Below are 14,510 nucleotides of genomic sequence, written 5' to 3'. Positions count from 1 at the left end.
GCCGCCTACTGTCATCCCCGCTTTCGCGGGGATGACAAACTAGAGGATTACCGCGCCTTCAACGCCGCCTGTGCTGCCGCGAGCCGCGCGATCGGGACGCGGTAGGGCGAGCAGCTGACGTAATCCAGCCCGAGCGATTCGCAGAACGCGATGCTCGCCGGGTCGCCGCCGTGCTCGCCGCAAATCCCAAGCTTAATCAATGGCTTGGCTTCTCGTCCACGCTCCGCCGCCATCCCGATCAGCTCGCCGACGCCCTCGACGTCGATGCTGACGAACGGGTCGCGCGCGTAGATGCCCTGTTCGACGTACGCGGTGAGGAACTTCGATGCGTCGTCGCGGCTGATGCCGAGCGCGGTCTGGGTCAGGTCGTTGGTGCCGAACGAGAAGAAGTCGGCGAACGCGGCGATCTCCTTCGCGCGGATCGCGGCGCGCGGCAGTTCGATCATCGTGCCGACGAGATAGTCGAGCGTGCGCCCGGTTTCGGCGAACACCGCCTTCGCCTCGGCGTCGATCGCGGTGCGGATGATCTCGAGCTCGCGTGGGGCCGCGACGAGCGGCACCATCACTTCGGGAACGACGCTCTCGCCCGTCCGCACCGCGACGTCGACCGCCGCCTCGAAGATCGCGCGCGCCTGCATCGCGTAGATTTCGGGGTAGGTGATCCCCAGCCGGCAGCCGCGATGTCCGAGCATCGGGTTGAATTCGTGCAGCTCCGCCACCCGTCGCTTGAGCGCGTCGACCGACAGGCCAACCGCGCTCGCGACATCGGCGAATTCGGTTTCGACGTGCGGCAGGAATTCGTGGAGCGGCGGGTCGAGCAGGCGGATCGTCACCGGCAGGCCCGCCATGATCTCGAAGATCGCGACGAAATCGGCGCGCTGTTCGGGGAGCAGGACCGCCAATGCCGTCCGGCGGCCCGCCTCGTCCTCGGCGAGGATCATCTGGCGGACGGCGGTGATCCGGCTCGCGTCGAAGAACATATGCTCGGTCCGGCACAGCCCGATGCCCTCGGCACCGAAGCCGCGCGCGACGCGGCAGTCGAGCGGAGTCTCGGCGTTGGTCCGCACCTTCATCCGGCGGTGGGCGTCGGCCCATTCCATCAACCGCCCGAAGTCGCCGTGAAGTTCCGGCTCGACCGTCGCGACCTTGCCCGCCATCACCTCGCCGGTCGACCCGTCGAGGGTGAGCATGTCGCCCTCCTTGATCGTCCGGTTGCCGACGCGCGCGGTCCGCGTCTTGAGATCGACCGACAACGCGCCCGCGCCGCTGACGCACGGGCGCCCCATGCCGCGCGCGACGACGGCGGCGTGGCTCGTCATGCCGCCGCGCGAGGTCAGGATCCCGCGCGCCGCGACCATGCCGTGAATGTCCTCGGGCGAGGTTTCGGTGCGGACAAGGATGACGTCTTCGCCCAGCCCGGCGCGGCGCTCGGCGGTCTCCGAATCGAACACCGCGACTCCGCTCGCGGCTCCGGGCGACGCAGGCAGGCCCTTGGTCAGCACGTCGCGGTGCGCGTTGGGGTCGAGCGTCGGGTGGAGCAACTGGTCGAGCGCGGCGGCGTCGACGCGCAGCACGGCTTCTTCCGACGTGATCAGCCCCTCGTCTGCCATGTCGACTGCGGTCTTGAGCGCGGCCTTGGCGGTGCGCTTGCCCGACCGCGTCTGGAGCATCCACAATTTGCCCTGCTGGACGGTGAATTCGATGTCCTGCATGTCGCGGTAATGACCTTCGAGCAGGTCGAAGACGCCTGCCAGCTCGGCGAACACCTCGGGCATCGCCTCTTCCATCGACGCGGCCTTCGCGCCGGCGGCCTCGCGTGCGGCGCGGGTCAGGTATTGCGGGGTGCGGATGCCGGCGACGACGTCCTCGCCCTGCGCGTTGATCAGGAATTCGCCGTAATGCGCCTTGGTGCCGGTTGACGGGTCGCGGGTGAAGGCGACCCCGGTCGCCGACGTCGCGCCCATGTTGCCGAACACCATCGCCTGGACCGTGACCGCGGTGCCCCATGCCTCCGGAATGTCGTTGATCCGGCGATAGACGCGCGCGCGTTCCGACCGCCACGAGCCGAACACCGCGCCGATTGCGCCCCACAACTGGTCGTGCGGATCTTGCGGGAAGGCGTGGCCGAGCTCGGCGGCGACCTTGGCGAGATAATCGGCGACGAGGCCCTTAAGGTCGTCGGCGGTCAGTTCGGTGTCGAGCGTGACGCCGCGGTCTTCTTTGAGGATCTCGAGCGCTTCCTCGAACAGATAATGGTCGATGCCGAGGACGACGTCGGCGTACATCTGGATGAAGCGGCGGTAGCTGTCCCAAGCAAACCGCGCGTCGCCGCTGACCTTCGCCAGTCCCTCGACGGTCGTGTCGTTGAGGCCGAGGTTGAGGACCGTGTCCATCATCCCCGGCATCGACACCCGCGCCCCCGAGCGGACCGAGACGAGCAGTGGGTTGTCGGCCGAGCCGAAGCCGACGCCGGTGACGATCGTCTCGATGTGCTTGAGCCCCGCCGCGACCTCGTCGTGGAGCGACGGCGGGAAGTCTTCGCCGCTGTCGTAATAGACGCCGCACATCGCGGTCGAGATGGTGAAGCCCGGGGGCACCGGCAGGCCGATCGACGCCATCTCGGCAAGGTTCGCACCCTTGCCGCCGAGCAGGGTCTTCATTCCGGCGTCGCCCTCGGCGGTACCGCCGCCGAAGCGGAAGACGAACTGGGTGGCGGCGGGGGCGGGGGCGGTGGCCATCACGGGGTATCCAACACGAAGTTCAAAATAAGTTCACACTAAAGACGATGTTTTGTCAGTCGGTGATCTTCGAGAAATCGGCGACCGAATGGACTGCGGTGCGAAGCCGCGCAAGCAGCGCGAGGCGGTTGCGACGAACCTCCTGCTCCCCCGAATTGACCGTCACGCTGTCGAAGAACGAATCGACCTCGGGCCGCAGCCGAGCGAGCGCGGTCATTGCTGATTCGAAACGTTCTTCCGAAACGTCCGCCGCGACGATCGGCACGATCACGTCAAGCGCGGCGTTGAGCGCAATTTCTGCTGGTTCGACAAGGAGTTCGGCGTCGACCTCGGGGTCGATAGGCCCGTCTTTGAGTTCTTCGATACGCAACATGTTCACACCCCGCCGATACCCCGCGAGGAGACTACGCCCATCGGGGGTCTGTAGGACAGCCTGAAGTGCCTTAACCCGCGCCAGGAGGCGAACGAGGTCGTCCTCCCCGCCGAGGGCGAAGACCGCATCGATGATGTCGGGGCGGACACCAGCTTCGCGTTGTTGGACTTTAAGGCGGTCTATGAAGAAATGAAAGAGTTGCATCCCAACCGGTTGGCCGCCGATGCCGCGTGCTGCGGGCCTCGATGCTTCGCTGATGGCTAAAGGAAGCGACAGCCGAATACGGTTGGCGAGTAAGATGGATAAGACGCCCAGCGCGGCGCGACGCAACGCGAAGGGATCGCGCGATCCTGTCGGCGCTTCGTCGATTGCGAAGAACCTGGCCAACGTATCCAGCTTGTCCGACAGCGCGACTGCTACAGTGACCGGCGCGGTCGGCACCGTGTCGCTCGGCCCGACTGGTTTGTAATGATCGCGGATCGCGGCAGCGATTTGGGGGTCGAGGCCCTCCGCCAGCGCGAGGTGGCCGCCGGCGATGCCCTGGACTTCGGGGAACTCGCCGACGGTGGCGGAGACGAGGTCGGCCTTGCACAGCCGCGCGGCCGTTTCGGCGAGATCGGCGAGCGCTTCCCTCTCCCCTTGAGGGAGAGGGACGGCGCGCCCTTGCGCGCCAGGGTGAGGGTGAGTGGCGGGAGAGTGGCTTACGCCATTCTCACCCTCACCCTGGTCGCGCGAAGGGCGCGACCGTCCCTCTCCCTCGAGGGGAGAGGGAGAAGGAAGGACGGCGCCGCTTTCGACGAGCCAGCGGGCGAGTTTGGCGACGCGGTCGACCTTGTCGGCGACGGTGCCGAGCTTTTCGTGGAAGACGATGTCGGCGAGCTTCGGCGTGAAGCTGGCGAGGCCGCTGTCGCGGACCCGCGCGATATCGGCGTCCCAGAAGAACTTCGCGTCGGACAACCGCGCCGCGAGCACCTTCTGGTTGCCCGCAACGATCGCCGCGCCGCCGTCGTCGGCCGCGATATTGGCGACGCAGACGAACGCCGGGGCGAGGTTGCCGCTGGCGTCGGTGCAGGCGAAATATTTCTGGTTGGTCCGCATCGTCAGCTGGATGACTTCGCGCGGCACGTCGAGGAACGCCGGGTCGAAGCGGCCGAGCAGCGGCACCGGCCATTCGGTCAGCCCGGCGTTCTCGGCGACGAGACCGTCGTCGGGAATAACAGCCGAGCCCTCAGCGGTCGCGGCGGCCGCGGCACCGCGCACGATAATGTCGCGGCGTTCGGCGGGATCGAGCATGACGTGCGCGGCGCGAAGCTGGTCGACATAGGTCGCGGCGCTGGCGATCTCGATCGGACCGCTCGACAGGAAGCGGTGCCCGAACGTCGTCCGCCCGCTCGTCACGCCCGCCGCCGCGAACGTGACCACCGCGTCGTCGAGCAGCGCGACGATGCCCGACAGCGGTCGGACCCAGCGCGGGCTGGCGGTGCTCGTCGAGGCGTCGCCCCAGCGCATCGATTTGGGCCAATCGAAGTCGCGGACGATCGCCGGGATCAGCTCGGCGATGATCGTTGCTGCTCCGCGCCCGGGGGTGACGATCGTCGCATACAGGAAGCGCCCCTTCGGCGTGTCGCGCTCCTCCATCGCGTCGCGGGCGAGGCCGGTCGATTTGACGAAACCGGCGACGGCCTGCTCGGGGGCGTCGGCGCGCGGACCGCGGCGTTCTTCGCTGACCGGGGTGCTCGCGGCGTCGAGGCTGGTCGCGTGGAGGACGAGGCGGCGCGGGGTGACGGACGCAGCGATCGGGCCGACGGCGAGGCCGGCGGCGGCGAGCCCGGCGGTGAAGCGGTCGCGCAGTTGGTCGATCGCGCGGGGCTGCATCCGCGCGGGGATTTCCTCGGTAAGGAGTTCGAGGAGGAAGTCAGGCAATGCCGGTCACTGCGTAAATCACGCCGCCCACCGCGCCGCGTTCTTCGCCACCCAGCCCTCGCACACCGCCTTCGTCAGGTCGCGCACGCGGCCGATATACGCGGCACGCTCGGCGACCGAGATCACCCCGCGGGCGTTGAGCAGGTTGAAGATGTGACTCGCCTTGATCGCCTGGTCGTAGGCGGGCAACGGCAGGCCACGCTCGACGAGCGCGCGGCATTCGCCGGCAGCGTCGGTGAACTGGCGGAACAGCAATTCGGTGTCGGCGGCCTTGAAGCTGTACGCGCTGAACTCGCGCTCGTTCTCGCGGAAGACGTCGCCGTAGGTCATGTGCGCGTTGTATTGGAGGTCGTAGACCGAATCCTTGCCCTGGATATACGTCGCCAGCCGTTCGAGGCCGTAGGTGATCTCGCCGCTGACGGGGGCGCAGTCGATACCGCCGACCTGCTGGAAATAGGTGAATTGCGACACCTCCATACCGTCGCACCACACCTCCCACCCGAGCCCCCATGCGCCGAGCGTCGGGCTCTCCCAGTCGTCCTCGACGAAGCGGATGTCGTGCTTGCGCCCGTCGATGCCGATCGCGGCGAGGCTGCCGAGATACGCGTCGACGATATCGGGCGGCGACGGCTTGAGGATGACCTGGAACTGATAATAGGCACCGAGCCGGTTGGGGTTTTCACCGTAGCGGCCATCGGACGGGCGGCGGCTCGGCTGAACGTACGCGGCGCGCCACGGCTCGGGGCCGAGCGCGCGGAGGACGGTGGCGGGGTGGAAGGTCCCGGCGCCGACCTCGATGTCGTACGGCTGGAGGATGACGCAGCCGCGCTCGCTCCAATACTGCTGGAGCGTCAGGATCATGTCCTGGAAGGTCAGCGGCGTCGCCGGAGATGGTCGCGGGTGCAACATGGGTCGCGCGGGGTGTAGCGGGCGCGGGGAACGGGGGTCAAGTTGCGGCCGACCTCCGCACCGCGCGGGGAGAAACGCGTTAGCGCTTCGCCGCCTTCTTCGCGACCTTGCGCGCGGCGTATTTCGCGTCGCGTTCGGCCTTCTTCGCCGCCGCCTTCATTTCCTCGGTGATCAGCGCGTCCTCGGCGGCCTTGCGCGCAGCCGCTTCCTTGGCTTCGCGTGACGCGATCACAGCAGCTTTTTCGCCGGCGATACGGTCCTTGAGCGCCTGCGCCTTTTCGATCTTCTTGGCTTCCTGCGCCGCGGCGCGGGCGGCTCGCTCGGCGAGTTCCTCGGGGGTGGCGACGGGGACGGCCTTGAACTTGTCGAGGACGGCCTGACGCGCGGCGGTGGCGGTGGCCTTGCGGTCGTTGAAATCGGGTAGCTTGAAGGCCATAAGTCTCGCTTGGTTGGATGGTGCCTCGCACATAGTGCGCTGCCGCATGACTCGCAACTATGTAGGCGGGGAGACGGCAATGCGATCCGACAGACTGCTGGCGCTGACGGACGGCGTCATCGCGGTGATCATCACGATCATGGTGCTCGAATTAAAGCCCCCCGAGGGCACCGATCCCGCCGCGCTCGGCCACCTGGCGCTGATCTTCCTCAGTTATGCCCTCAGCTTCATCTACGTGGCGATCTACTGGAACAACCATCACCATTTCTTCCACCTCGCGCCGCGCGTCGACAGCGCGATCCTGTGGGCGAACTTCAACCTGTTGTTCTGGCTGTCGCTGATCCCTTTTGCCACCGCTTGGACCGGTGAGCATCCGTTCGCGCCGGTGCCGACCGCGGTCTACGGGGCCGCGCTCGGGATGACCGCGCTCGCATGGTTCACCATGCAGACGGTGATAATCCGGCAGCAGGGGCCCGAGTCGCCATTGCGCGCGGCGCTTGGGCGCGACCTCAAGGGCAAGGCGTCGCCGTTCCTGTATCTTGCGGGGATCGGCATGGCGTTCGTCGCGCCGGTGGTGGCCGACCTGATCTACGCCCTGGTCGCGCTGATGTGGCTAATCCCCGATCGCCGCATCGGCCGGGCCGCCATCGGCGAGACAGGTTCCGTTCAGCCCAAGCTGCGCCTATAGCGCCGCGATGCGCCTGTTCCCCCTGCTCGCCGCCGCCATTGTTGCCGTCCCGCTGGCACTGGCCGCTCCCGCCGCCGCCGAACCCGCGATGTGGCACGTCCACGACGCCGATACCGATATAACCTTGTTCGGCACGATCCATGCGCTGCCCGCAGGGAGCAAGTGGCTGAGCCCGAAGATCGCCGCGCGGGTCGACGCCGCCGATACGCTGGTTCTCGAAACCGTGCTGCCCGACGACCCCGCCGGGCTCGGGCCGCTCGTGGCGATGCTTGGCGAGAAGCGCGGCCTGCCGCCGCTCAGCGCACGCGTCGCGCCGTCGAAGCGCGCGGCTTTGCTCGCGGGGGAGACGGCGCTCGGGCTGCCGGCGGCGCGACTCGACGGGATGAAGACATGGCTTGCGGCGATTGCGCTCGGCGACGGCGCGGTCAGTCAGCTCGGCCTGACCGCGGGCGACGGGGTCGAGGCGACGCTGACCGCGCGAGCGAAGGGCCAGAACAAGCCGGTGATCGGGCTCGAGACCCCCGAAGCGCAGCTGCGGCTGTTCGATAACCTGTCCGAAACCGATGCGCGCGCGTTGCTCGATTCGACCGTCGACGATCTGTCGACCGCGCGCGACGATACCAATGCGCTCGTCGCTTACTGGCAGGCGGGCGAGACCGAGGCGCTGGCGAAGGATTTCGACAAGGGTTTCCAGGCGACGCCGAATCTCGAGAGCGCGTTGCTAACCAACCGCAACAAGGCGTGGGCCGACTGGATCGCGGCGCGGCTGGCAACCCCGGGCCGGGTGTTCGTCGCGGTCGGCGCGGGGCATCTCGGCGGCCGGAACAGCGTCGTCAAGCTGCTCGAGGCGAAGGGGCTGACGGTCGAGCGGCTGCCCTAGGGTCCGAAGCACGGCGGCGCGGGCGACAGGTCGCTGCGCAGCGTCGCGACGCGGACATGGCGGTGATCGCGCGCCGCCGCGAGAACATCGTCGAGCAAAACCTGTCCGAAGCTCCAGTCGCCGAGGCGGCTCGCCGCGTTGATATGACCGATCGCCCCGGCGTCGACGAAGGCGCTCCCCCAGCGCGTCGCGAAGCACTGCGCGCGTCCAAACTCGACATACGGGTCGTCGCGGCTGGCGACGACGGTCGAGCGGAACGGCAGCGCAGCGGCTGGAGCGGGGGCGAAGCGCGTGATTGCGGCGCACGCATCGCCGCGTTCGACATCGCAGGGCGCAACGAGCAGTGCGCCGACGACCCGCCGCGAATCGGGCACGCGCTCGGCCCAATGCGCGACCGCGACGCAGCCAAGGCTGTGTGCGACGAGGACGACGGGAGTATCGGCAGCGTCGATCGCGGCATCGATGCCGTCGACCCAGCCGACGACGGTCGGCTCATCCCACGACGTCTGCTGAACTATCCGCGCCCGCGATCGCGCGCCGGCCCAGATCATCTGCCAGTGCCCGGCTCCCGAGCCGCCAAGCCCGGGGACGAGCAAGATCCGTGTCTGCCGCTCGTCGCGCATCACTGCGTCCTTCCCGGTTGCAAAGATGGGCGAGGGTGCCAGGGCCGACACCCTCGCCCAGTTGGTCAGGCATAGTGGGCGGAGACCCGTGGGTGATCGCCTGACATTCTAGTCATATCCTAGTAGTACGGTAGGAATTGGATAGAATTTGTTGGCAGGGGGCGATGCGAAGTTGCGGGACGGCGAGGCTCGGTTGTGATCCACCAATCACCGTCGCCTTGGAAGAAGGCAGCGGCCTCGTACGACTCGCATTGCCTTCACCGCCTTTCTCCCCTATGGCCCCCAATCCCGCGCCCGCATCCCTGGAGGCGCGCGGGGTTATGGAGAAAGCACATGAGCGAAGCGATGAAACTCGCGGCGTCGGTGCGCGAGCGGGCTGGCAAGGGAGCCTCCCGTGCCGTGCGTCTGACTGGTCGCGTACCTGCCGTTATCTACGGCAACAAGACCGCCCCCACCACGATCCACGTGCCGTTGAAGGAGCTGACCAAGCTCCTGTCGACCGGGCACTTCATGAATTCGGTTGTCGAGGTCGAAATCGACGGCGTCGTCGAGCGGACCCTGCCGCGCGACGTCCAGTTCCACCCGGTCAGCGACCGTCCGATCCACATCGACTTCCTGCGCCTTGCCGCCGGGGCGACGATCGATGTCGCGGTTCCGGTCCACTTCACCGACGAGGACAAGTCGCCCGGCATGAAGCGCGGCGGCACGCTCAACGTCGTGCGTCACGAAATCGAGCTGTCGTGCCCGTCGGATGCTATCCCCGACCAGATCGAAATCTCGCTGGCTGGCCTCGACATCGGCGACTCGGTTCACATCTCGGCAGTCAAGCTGCCCGATGGCGTGACGCCGGTGATCGACGATCGCGACTTCACCATCGTCTCGCTGGTCGCGCCGTCGGCGCTCCAGTCGGCCGATGCTGCCGCCGACGAAGCCGTCGCTGCTGCCGCTGCCGCCGAGTCGGCTGCCGCCAAGATCGCCTAACGGTTCGCAGGGGTCGGCGAAGTGCAAATCTTCGCCGGCCTCGGCAATCCAGGGGCTGTCCACGCCGGCCAGCGCCACAATATCGGTTTCATGGCCGCCGACGCGATCCATTCGCGCTGGCGGTTCGACCCGTGGAGGACCCGCTTTCAGGGCCTCGCTGCCGACGGGCGGATCGGGACCGAGAAGGTCGTGCTGCTCAAGCCCGCGACGTTCATGAACGATAGCGGCCGCTCGGTCGCCGAGGCGCTGCGCTTCTACAAACTAGGCACCGACGCGCTTACCGTGCTGTACGACGAACTCGACCTCGTGCCGTTCAAGGTCCGGGTCAAGCGCGGCGGGGGTGCGGCGGGCCACAACGGCATCCGCTCGATCGACTCGCATTTGTCCGACCCCGAATACCGCCGCGTCCGCCTCGGCATCGGCCACCCCGGGCACAAGGACCGCGTGCTGGGCTACGTCCTCGGCAATTTCGCCAAGACCGAGATCGAGGACCGCGAGGCGATGCTCGACGCCGTCGCCGCCGAAGCCGAATGGCTCGTCACCGGTGACGACGTGCGCTTCACAAACGACGTTGCGCTAAGGCTCGGTTGAGCGCGCCGATCGCGTCGGAAAGGTCGTGGAATTTGTCGGCGCGGAGATAGTCGAGCGCGGTCCGGCGCTTGTCATCGGTCGCGCGCGGATCGGCACCGGCATCGAGCAACACGATAGTCATCGCGGCGTCGCTGTTGTCAGCCGCGAGGATCAGCGGCGTCTTGCCCCCCGGACCGCGCGCCTCGATATCGGCGTGCGCCGCGATCAGTGCCAACGCGCTTGCGCGGCCTTCGGACGAACCGCGCGTCGCCGCGCAACCCAAGGGCGTCGCCGTCACCGGATTTGCCTCGTACTGGCAAAAAGCGCGGACGTTCGGGTTCGCACCGGCTTTTAGCAATGCGGTCAGAACAGTGATCGCATCGGCGTCGACCGCGCGGTGCAGTGGCGAGAGCCCGTTGGCATCGATCGCGTTCAGGTCAGGCTTGAGCGCCGCCAGCGCCGCTACCGTGGGGGCGGCGCGCGGACCATCGCGGGTGTCGACGACCAGAGCTTGAAGCGCGGCCGTCGCTGCCGCCTTTTTGTCGGCAAGGCGTGGAGCGAGCAATCGGATTGCAGCGACGTCGCCCGAATAGCCCGCGTTGACGAAGGCCTCGAAGACCACCGCTGGTGGCAGCGGCTTGGCGATCAGCAGTTTGACGACTTCGGGGTGCTGGTAGCGGACGGCAAAGTCGAGCGCGGTCCCGGCCGCGCCATTGCGCGCGGGATCGGCGCCGGCCGCCAGCAGCCGCGCCACCGTCGCGACCGACCCCGACTGCGCCGCAAGCATTAGTGGCGGTTGTGCCGGGTCGGGCGCGGCGTCGACGGCCATCCCGGCGTCGAGCAGCAGCCCGACGGCGCGCGCGTCGCCGTCGGTCGCGGCCTTCGCCATCGCCTCGGGAGTGAAGGCAATATTGAGCTTGGCGAGCTCGGCGCGCGGGTCAGGCTTCGGCGGATGGAGCAGGGCGACGAGGGTCTTGGTCGCGCCGGTAAACTGCGCGAGCGCGCCGACCGTCGATGCGAGCAAGAGCGCGATGACTACCCACGGTGCATTCCGGAGTCGATCGATCAACGCCAGCAGCTTTGCGCCCATCCCAGTCCCCCACGCCCGCCACCCCTGCCGGGGAAACTCGCATGCGCGCGCGGTCGCCGCAACGGCTGGCGTTTGCGAGGGGAGCGCGGTAACGCATCCCGGCATCGCGGCCCCGCCGCCACCCCTTTATCACCAGGACAGACTATGGGTTTCCGCTGCGGTATCGTCGGGCTGCCGAACGTCGGCAAGTCGACCCTGTTCAACGCGCTGACCGAGACCGCGAGCGCGGCGGCGGCGAATTATCCATTCTGCACGATCGAGCCGAACGTCGGCAACGTCCCCGTCCCCGACCCGCGCCTCGACGCGATCGCCAAGATCGCCGGCAGCGCCAAGATCATCGAAACCCAGCTCGGCTTCACCGACATCGCCGGGCTCGTCCGCGGCGCGTCGAAGGGCGAAGGCCTCGGCAACCAGTTCCTCGGCAATATTCGCGAGACCGACGCGATCGTCCACGTCCTGCGCTGCTTTGTCGACGACGACGTCACCCATGTCGAAGGCCGGATCGATCCCGTCGCCGATGCCGAGACCGTCGAGACCGAGCTGATGCTCAGCGACCTCGAATCGCTCGAGAAGCGCGTTCCCGCTTTCATCAAGAAGGCGACGCAGGGCGACAAGGAAGCGAAGATCGCGGCGAGCATCCTCGGTGTCGCGCTCGACCTGCTGCGTGAAGGCAAGCCCGCGCGGCTGGCGGTGCCGAAAGACGAGGAGGAGGAGCGCGTGCTGGCGCAGGCGCAATTGTTGACTGCGAAGCCGGTGCTGTACGTCTGCAACGTCGAGGAAGCGTCGGCGGCAGGCGGCAACGCGCTGTCGGCGGCAGTCGCCAAGATGGCGGCGGCGAGCGGAGCGGCGTCGGTCGTCATCTCGGCGGCGATCGAGTCCGAAATCGCGCAGATGGACCCCGCCGACCGCCCCGACTTCCTCAGCGAACTCGGGCTGACAGAGACCGGCCTCGCCCGCGTCGTCCGCGCCGGCTACGACCTGCTCGCGCTGCTGACCTATTTCACCGCCGGACCGAAGGAGACGCGCGCGTGGACGATCCCCGCTGGGACCAAGGCCCCGCAGGCGGCGGGCGTCATCCACGGCGACTTCGAGCGCGGCTTCATCCGTGCCGAGACGATCGCCTATGACGATTTCGTTCGCCTCGGCGGCGAAGCGGGCGCGCGCGATGCCGGAAAATTGCGCTCGGAGGGCAAGGAATATGTCGTCGCCGACGGCGATATCCTCAATTTCCGGTTCAACGTCTAACGCGCTACTGTGCCTCCCACACTGCCGGGGGGCTTCGGGGACAATGCGAGTGATCTTATTGCTTGTGGCGAGTCTCGCATTGGGGCGGCCGGCAGGGGCGTTTCAGGTTTACGGCGAGATCGGCAACAAATGGCGCGCGCTCGGCGCGTCGTCTGGCCCGCTCGGCGTGCCGGCGAGCGATGAGGGACCGGCGGCCGATGGCGGCCGGATCAACAGCTTCAAAAACGGCTTCGTCACGTGGCACCCGAAGTACGGCGCGCATGCCGCGTGGGGGCTGATCGGCGCGAAGTGGAACGGCCTCGGCCGCGAACTCGGGCTCGGCTTCCCGGTCACCGACGAGATGCCTGGTGCAAGCGGCGGGCGCTACAACGACTTTTCGAACAACGCGACGATCGCCTTCCTGCAAAAGGCCGGTACCCACGCCGTCATCGGGCTGATCCGTGCGAAGTGGATCGCGACCGGTCGCGAGGGCGGCACCTGCGGCTATCCGACGACCGACGAATTCGGCGTCCAGGGCGGCCGCCGGAGCAATTTCCAGTTTGGCACGATCAGCTGGATCGCCGGCGCGCGCGCCGCCAACGCGCAATGCACCGGCGTCGCGGTCAAGATCGACACCGCACCCGTCCCCGCCAAGGGGTAGGCTTTACTCGCCGTCGAAGGCGAGGAGCGCGTCGACCTCGACGCCAGCAGCGCGCAGCCGTTCGGCGCCACCGAGCGCGGGCAGGTCGATGACGAAGATCGCATGCGTGACGATTGCTCCTGCGGCGCGCAGGAGCTGAGCCGCTGCGAGCGCGGTGCCGCCGGTCGCGATCAGGTCGTCGACGATCAGGACGCGCGCGCCGGGCGTCACCGCGTCGGCGTGGATCTCGACGCGGTCCTCGCCGTACTCGAGCGCGTAGTTCACCCCGATCACCGCGCCCGGCAGCTTGTTCTTCTTGCGGATCAGCACCATGCCCTTGGCCAGACGGTTGGCGAGCGCCGCGCCGAAAACGAAGCCGCGCGCCTCGATCCCAGCGATGAGGTCGAACCCGGTCCCGACCTGCTCCGCCATCAGCTCGACCGACCGCGCGAAGCCCGGACCGTCGAGGAGCAGCGTGGTGATGTCACGGAACATGATCCCAGGGTGGGGAAAGTCTGGGATGGTGCGGACGAGGGCGCGAAGGTCGTCGTTCATGCGAGCACCCGTCCGGCGATGCAGCTCAACCGCTTGGCTGTAGCGGGCGGCCATTTTGCGCGGTCGGTGATGATCGCGTGGTCGAGCGCATGGCCGCAGCCGTGGCCGCACGCGAAACCGCTCCACCCGGCGGCGACACCGGCGACGAGCGCCGCCGCGCGCGTAGCGTTGGCGGTGAGGACGGTGACGATCGCGGCGACGTCGACTGCCTCCCCCTCGCGCCAGCTATCGTAGTCGGTGACCATTGCGACGGTGGCGTAGCAAAGTTCGGCCTCGCGCGCCAAGGCGGCCTCGGGGGCGGCGGTCATGCCGATGACGTCGAGACCGGCGGCGCGGTACAGGCGGCTTTCGGCGCGGGTCGAGAATTGCGGCCCTTCCATCGCGAGATAGGTGCCGCCACGAATGCAATCGGGCGCGGCGGCGGCGATCGCGTCGCCAAGGCTAGCGCAGAACGGGTCGGCGAGGCTGACGTGCGCGACGATACCGTCGCCGAAGAAGCTGTTGGCGCGCCCGCGTGTCCGGTCGACGAGCTGGTCGATGACGACGAAGCTGCCCGGCGGGAGATCCTCGCGGAACGAACCGCATGCCGACAGTGACAGAATCGCGGTGCACCCTGCCGCCTTGAGCGCGGCGATATTGGCGCGAGCGTTGAGGTCCGACGGTGCGATCGTGTGGCCGCGGCCGTGGCGGGGGAGGAAGACGAGGTGGGTATCCCCGAGGCGGCCGTGGAGGAGCTCGTCGGAGGGCGGGCCCCATGGCGTGTCGACGGCGCGCCACTCGGCTGCATCGAGCGGCAGGTCATAGAGGCCGCTGCCGCCGATGATGCCGAGGGGCATGCTGGTCTCCAAAAAAATATCCCCGCGAAAGTGGGGACCTGTCT

At 67.9% G+C, this 14,510-nt stretch carries 14 protein-coding genes; 6 read left to right on the top strand and 8 right to left on the bottom strand.

From position 1 onward, the window contains the following. Positions 1–47: 47 nt before the first annotated feature. The 4 genes from ppdK to KTC28_RS01200 all read right to left on the bottom strand — a co-directional run bounded on the left by ppdK (position 48) and on the right by KTC28_RS01200 (position 6,379). The gene (ppdK, locus tag KTC28_RS01215) at positions 48–2,738 is read right to left on the bottom strand and encodes a pyruvate, phosphate dikinase (protein ID WP_216710104.1); all 2,691 of its coding nucleotides are present in this window, start codon (positions 2,736–2,738) and stop codon (positions 48–50) included. A 55-nt stretch (positions 2,739–2,793) separates the two neighbouring features. Next, positions 2,794–5,034, bottom strand: a complete 2,241-nt coding sequence (gene glyS, locus KTC28_RS01210; RefSeq protein WP_223132264.1) for a glycine--tRNA ligase subunit beta — start codon at positions 5,032–5,034, stop codon at positions 2,794–2,796. Between the two features lie 18 nt (positions 5,035–5,052). Further along, positions 5,053–5,943 (bottom strand): glycine--tRNA ligase subunit alpha, encoded by an 891-nt coding sequence (locus KTC28_RS01205; protein WP_216710965.1) that lies wholly within the window; start codon positions 5,941–5,943, stop codon positions 5,053–5,055. Between the two features lie 79 nt (positions 5,944–6,022). Next, positions 6,023–6,379, bottom strand: a complete 357-nt coding sequence (locus KTC28_RS01200; protein WP_216710966.1) for a DUF6481 family protein — start codon at positions 6,377–6,379, stop codon at positions 6,023–6,025. 79 nt (positions 6,380–6,458) lie between these two features. Here KTC28_RS01200 and KTC28_RS01195 point away from each other — a divergent pair, with 79 nt between their 5' ends. Next, positions 6,459–7,067 (top strand): TMEM175 family protein, encoded by a 609-nt coding sequence (locus tag KTC28_RS01195; RefSeq protein ID WP_216710967.1) that lies wholly within the window; start codon positions 6,459–6,461, stop codon positions 7,065–7,067. A gap of 7 nt (positions 7,068–7,074) precedes the next feature. Next, positions 7,075–7,947 carry a TraB/GumN family protein gene (locus tag KTC28_RS01190; protein WP_216710968.1) on the top strand — a complete coding sequence of 291 codons (873 nt, stop codon included), beginning with the start codon at positions 7,075–7,077 and terminating at the stop codon, positions 7,945–7,947. On the opposite strand, the gene KTC28_RS01185 is transcribed toward KTC28_RS01190, so the two are convergent. Then, a complete protein-coding gene (locus KTC28_RS01185; protein ID WP_216710969.1) occupies positions 7,944–8,570 on the bottom strand; it encodes an RBBP9/YdeN family alpha/beta hydrolase in 627 nt (208 codons plus the stop codon). The two genes, KTC28_RS01190 and KTC28_RS01185, sit on opposite strands and share 4 nt — an antisense overlap. A 333-nt stretch (positions 8,571–8,903) precedes the next feature. On the opposite strand from KTC28_RS01185, the gene KTC28_RS01180 reads away from it, so the two are divergent. Both KTC28_RS01180 and pth read left to right on the top strand, forming a co-directional pair. Continuing rightward, the gene (locus KTC28_RS01180) at positions 8,904–9,551 is read left to right on the top strand and encodes a 50S ribosomal protein L25/general stress protein Ctc (RefSeq protein ID WP_216710970.1); all 648 of its coding nucleotides are present in this window, start codon (positions 8,904–8,906) and stop codon (positions 9,549–9,551) included. 21 nt (positions 9,552–9,572) lie between these two features. Continuing rightward, on the top strand, positions 9,573–10,142 hold the full coding sequence (gene pth, locus KTC28_RS01175) for an aminoacyl-tRNA hydrolase (protein WP_216710971.1): 570 nt from the start codon (positions 9,573–9,575) through the stop codon (positions 10,140–10,142). Here pth and KTC28_RS01170 read toward each other — a convergent pair. Further along, a complete protein-coding gene (locus KTC28_RS01170) occupies positions 10,111–11,211 on the bottom strand; it encodes an ankyrin repeat domain-containing protein (protein WP_216710972.1) in 1,101 nt (366 codons plus the stop codon). The two genes, pth and KTC28_RS01170, sit on opposite strands and share 32 nt — an antisense overlap. A 144-nt stretch (positions 11,212–11,355) precedes the next feature. Between KTC28_RS01170 and ychF the strand changes: the two genes are divergently transcribed. Continuing rightward, positions 11,356–12,456, top strand: coding sequence for a redox-regulated ATPase YchF (ychF, locus tag KTC28_RS01165; RefSeq protein WP_216710973.1), 1,101 nt, complete (start codon positions 11,356–11,358; stop codon positions 12,454–12,456). A gap of 49 nt (positions 12,457–12,505) precedes the next feature. Beyond that, complete coding sequence (locus KTC28_RS01160) at positions 12,506–13,096, top strand: LGFP repeat-containing protein (protein WP_216710974.1); 591 nt, start codon at positions 12,506–12,508, stop codon at positions 13,094–13,096. 3 nt (positions 13,097–13,099) lie between these two features. On the opposite strand, the gene KTC28_RS01155 is transcribed toward KTC28_RS01160, so the two are convergent. Both KTC28_RS01155 and KTC28_RS01150 read right to left on the bottom strand, forming a co-directional pair. After that, a complete protein-coding gene (locus tag KTC28_RS01155) occupies positions 13,100–13,630 on the bottom strand; it encodes an adenine phosphoribosyltransferase (RefSeq protein WP_216710975.1) in 531 nt (176 codons plus the stop codon). After that, positions 13,627–14,466 (bottom strand): phosphorylase family protein, encoded by an 840-nt coding sequence (locus KTC28_RS01150; protein WP_216710976.1) that lies wholly within the window; start codon positions 14,464–14,466, stop codon positions 13,627–13,629. The genes KTC28_RS01155 and KTC28_RS01150 overlap by 4 nt, the downstream gene beginning before the upstream one ends. Positions 14,467–14,510 lie beyond the last annotated feature (44 nt).

Source organism: Polymorphobacter megasporae, from assembly GCF_018982885.2.
Lineage (GTDB): Bacteria > Pseudomonadota > Alphaproteobacteria > Sphingomonadales > Sphingomonadaceae > Polymorphobacter_B > Polymorphobacter_B megasporae.
The sequence above is the reverse complement of the archived record's forward strand: the minus strand, read 5'-3'. Positions and strand labels throughout refer to the sequence as shown.

Bases quoted from the DNA above. Each gene is read 5' to 3' on its own strand.
- ppdK (WP_216710104.1), bottom strand. From the start codon at position 2,738: ATGGCCACCGCCCCCGCCCCCGCCGCCACCCAGTTCGTCTTCCGCTTC.
- KTC28_RS01205 (WP_216710965.1), bottom strand. From the start codon at position 5,943: ATGTTGCACCCGCGACCATCTCCGGCGACGCCGCTGACCTTCCAGGAC.
- KTC28_RS01200 (WP_216710966.1), bottom strand. From the start codon at position 6,379: ATGGCCTTCAAGCTACCCGATTTCAACGACCGCAAGGCCACCGCCACC.
- KTC28_RS01195 (WP_216710967.1), top strand. From the start codon at position 6,459: ATGCGATCCGACAGACTGCTGGCGCTGACGGACGGCGTCATCGCGGTG.
- KTC28_RS01190 (WP_216710968.1), top strand. From the start codon at position 7,075: ATGCGCCTGTTCCCCCTGCTCGCCGCCGCCATTGTTGCCGTCCCGCTG.
- KTC28_RS01185 (WP_216710969.1), bottom strand. From the start codon at position 8,570: ATGCGCGACGAGCGGCAGACACGGATCTTGCTCGTCCCCGGGCTTGGC.
- KTC28_RS01180 (WP_216710970.1), top strand. From the start codon at position 8,904: ATGAGCGAAGCGATGAAACTCGCGGCGTCGGTGCGCGAGCGGGCTGGC.
- KTC28_RS01170 (WP_216710972.1), bottom strand. From the start codon at position 11,211: ATGGGCGCAAAGCTGCTGGCGTTGATCGATCGACTCCGGAATGCACCG.
- ychF (WP_216710973.1), top strand. From the start codon at position 11,356: ATGGGTTTCCGCTGCGGTATCGTCGGGCTGCCGAACGTCGGCAAGTCG.
- KTC28_RS01155 (WP_216710975.1), bottom strand. From the start codon at position 13,630: ATGAACGACGACCTTCGCGCCCTCGTCCGCACCATCCCAGACTTTCCC.
- KTC28_RS01150 (WP_216710976.1), bottom strand. From the start codon at position 14,466: ATGCCCCTCGGCATCATCGGCGGCAGCGGCCTCTATGACCTGCCGCTC.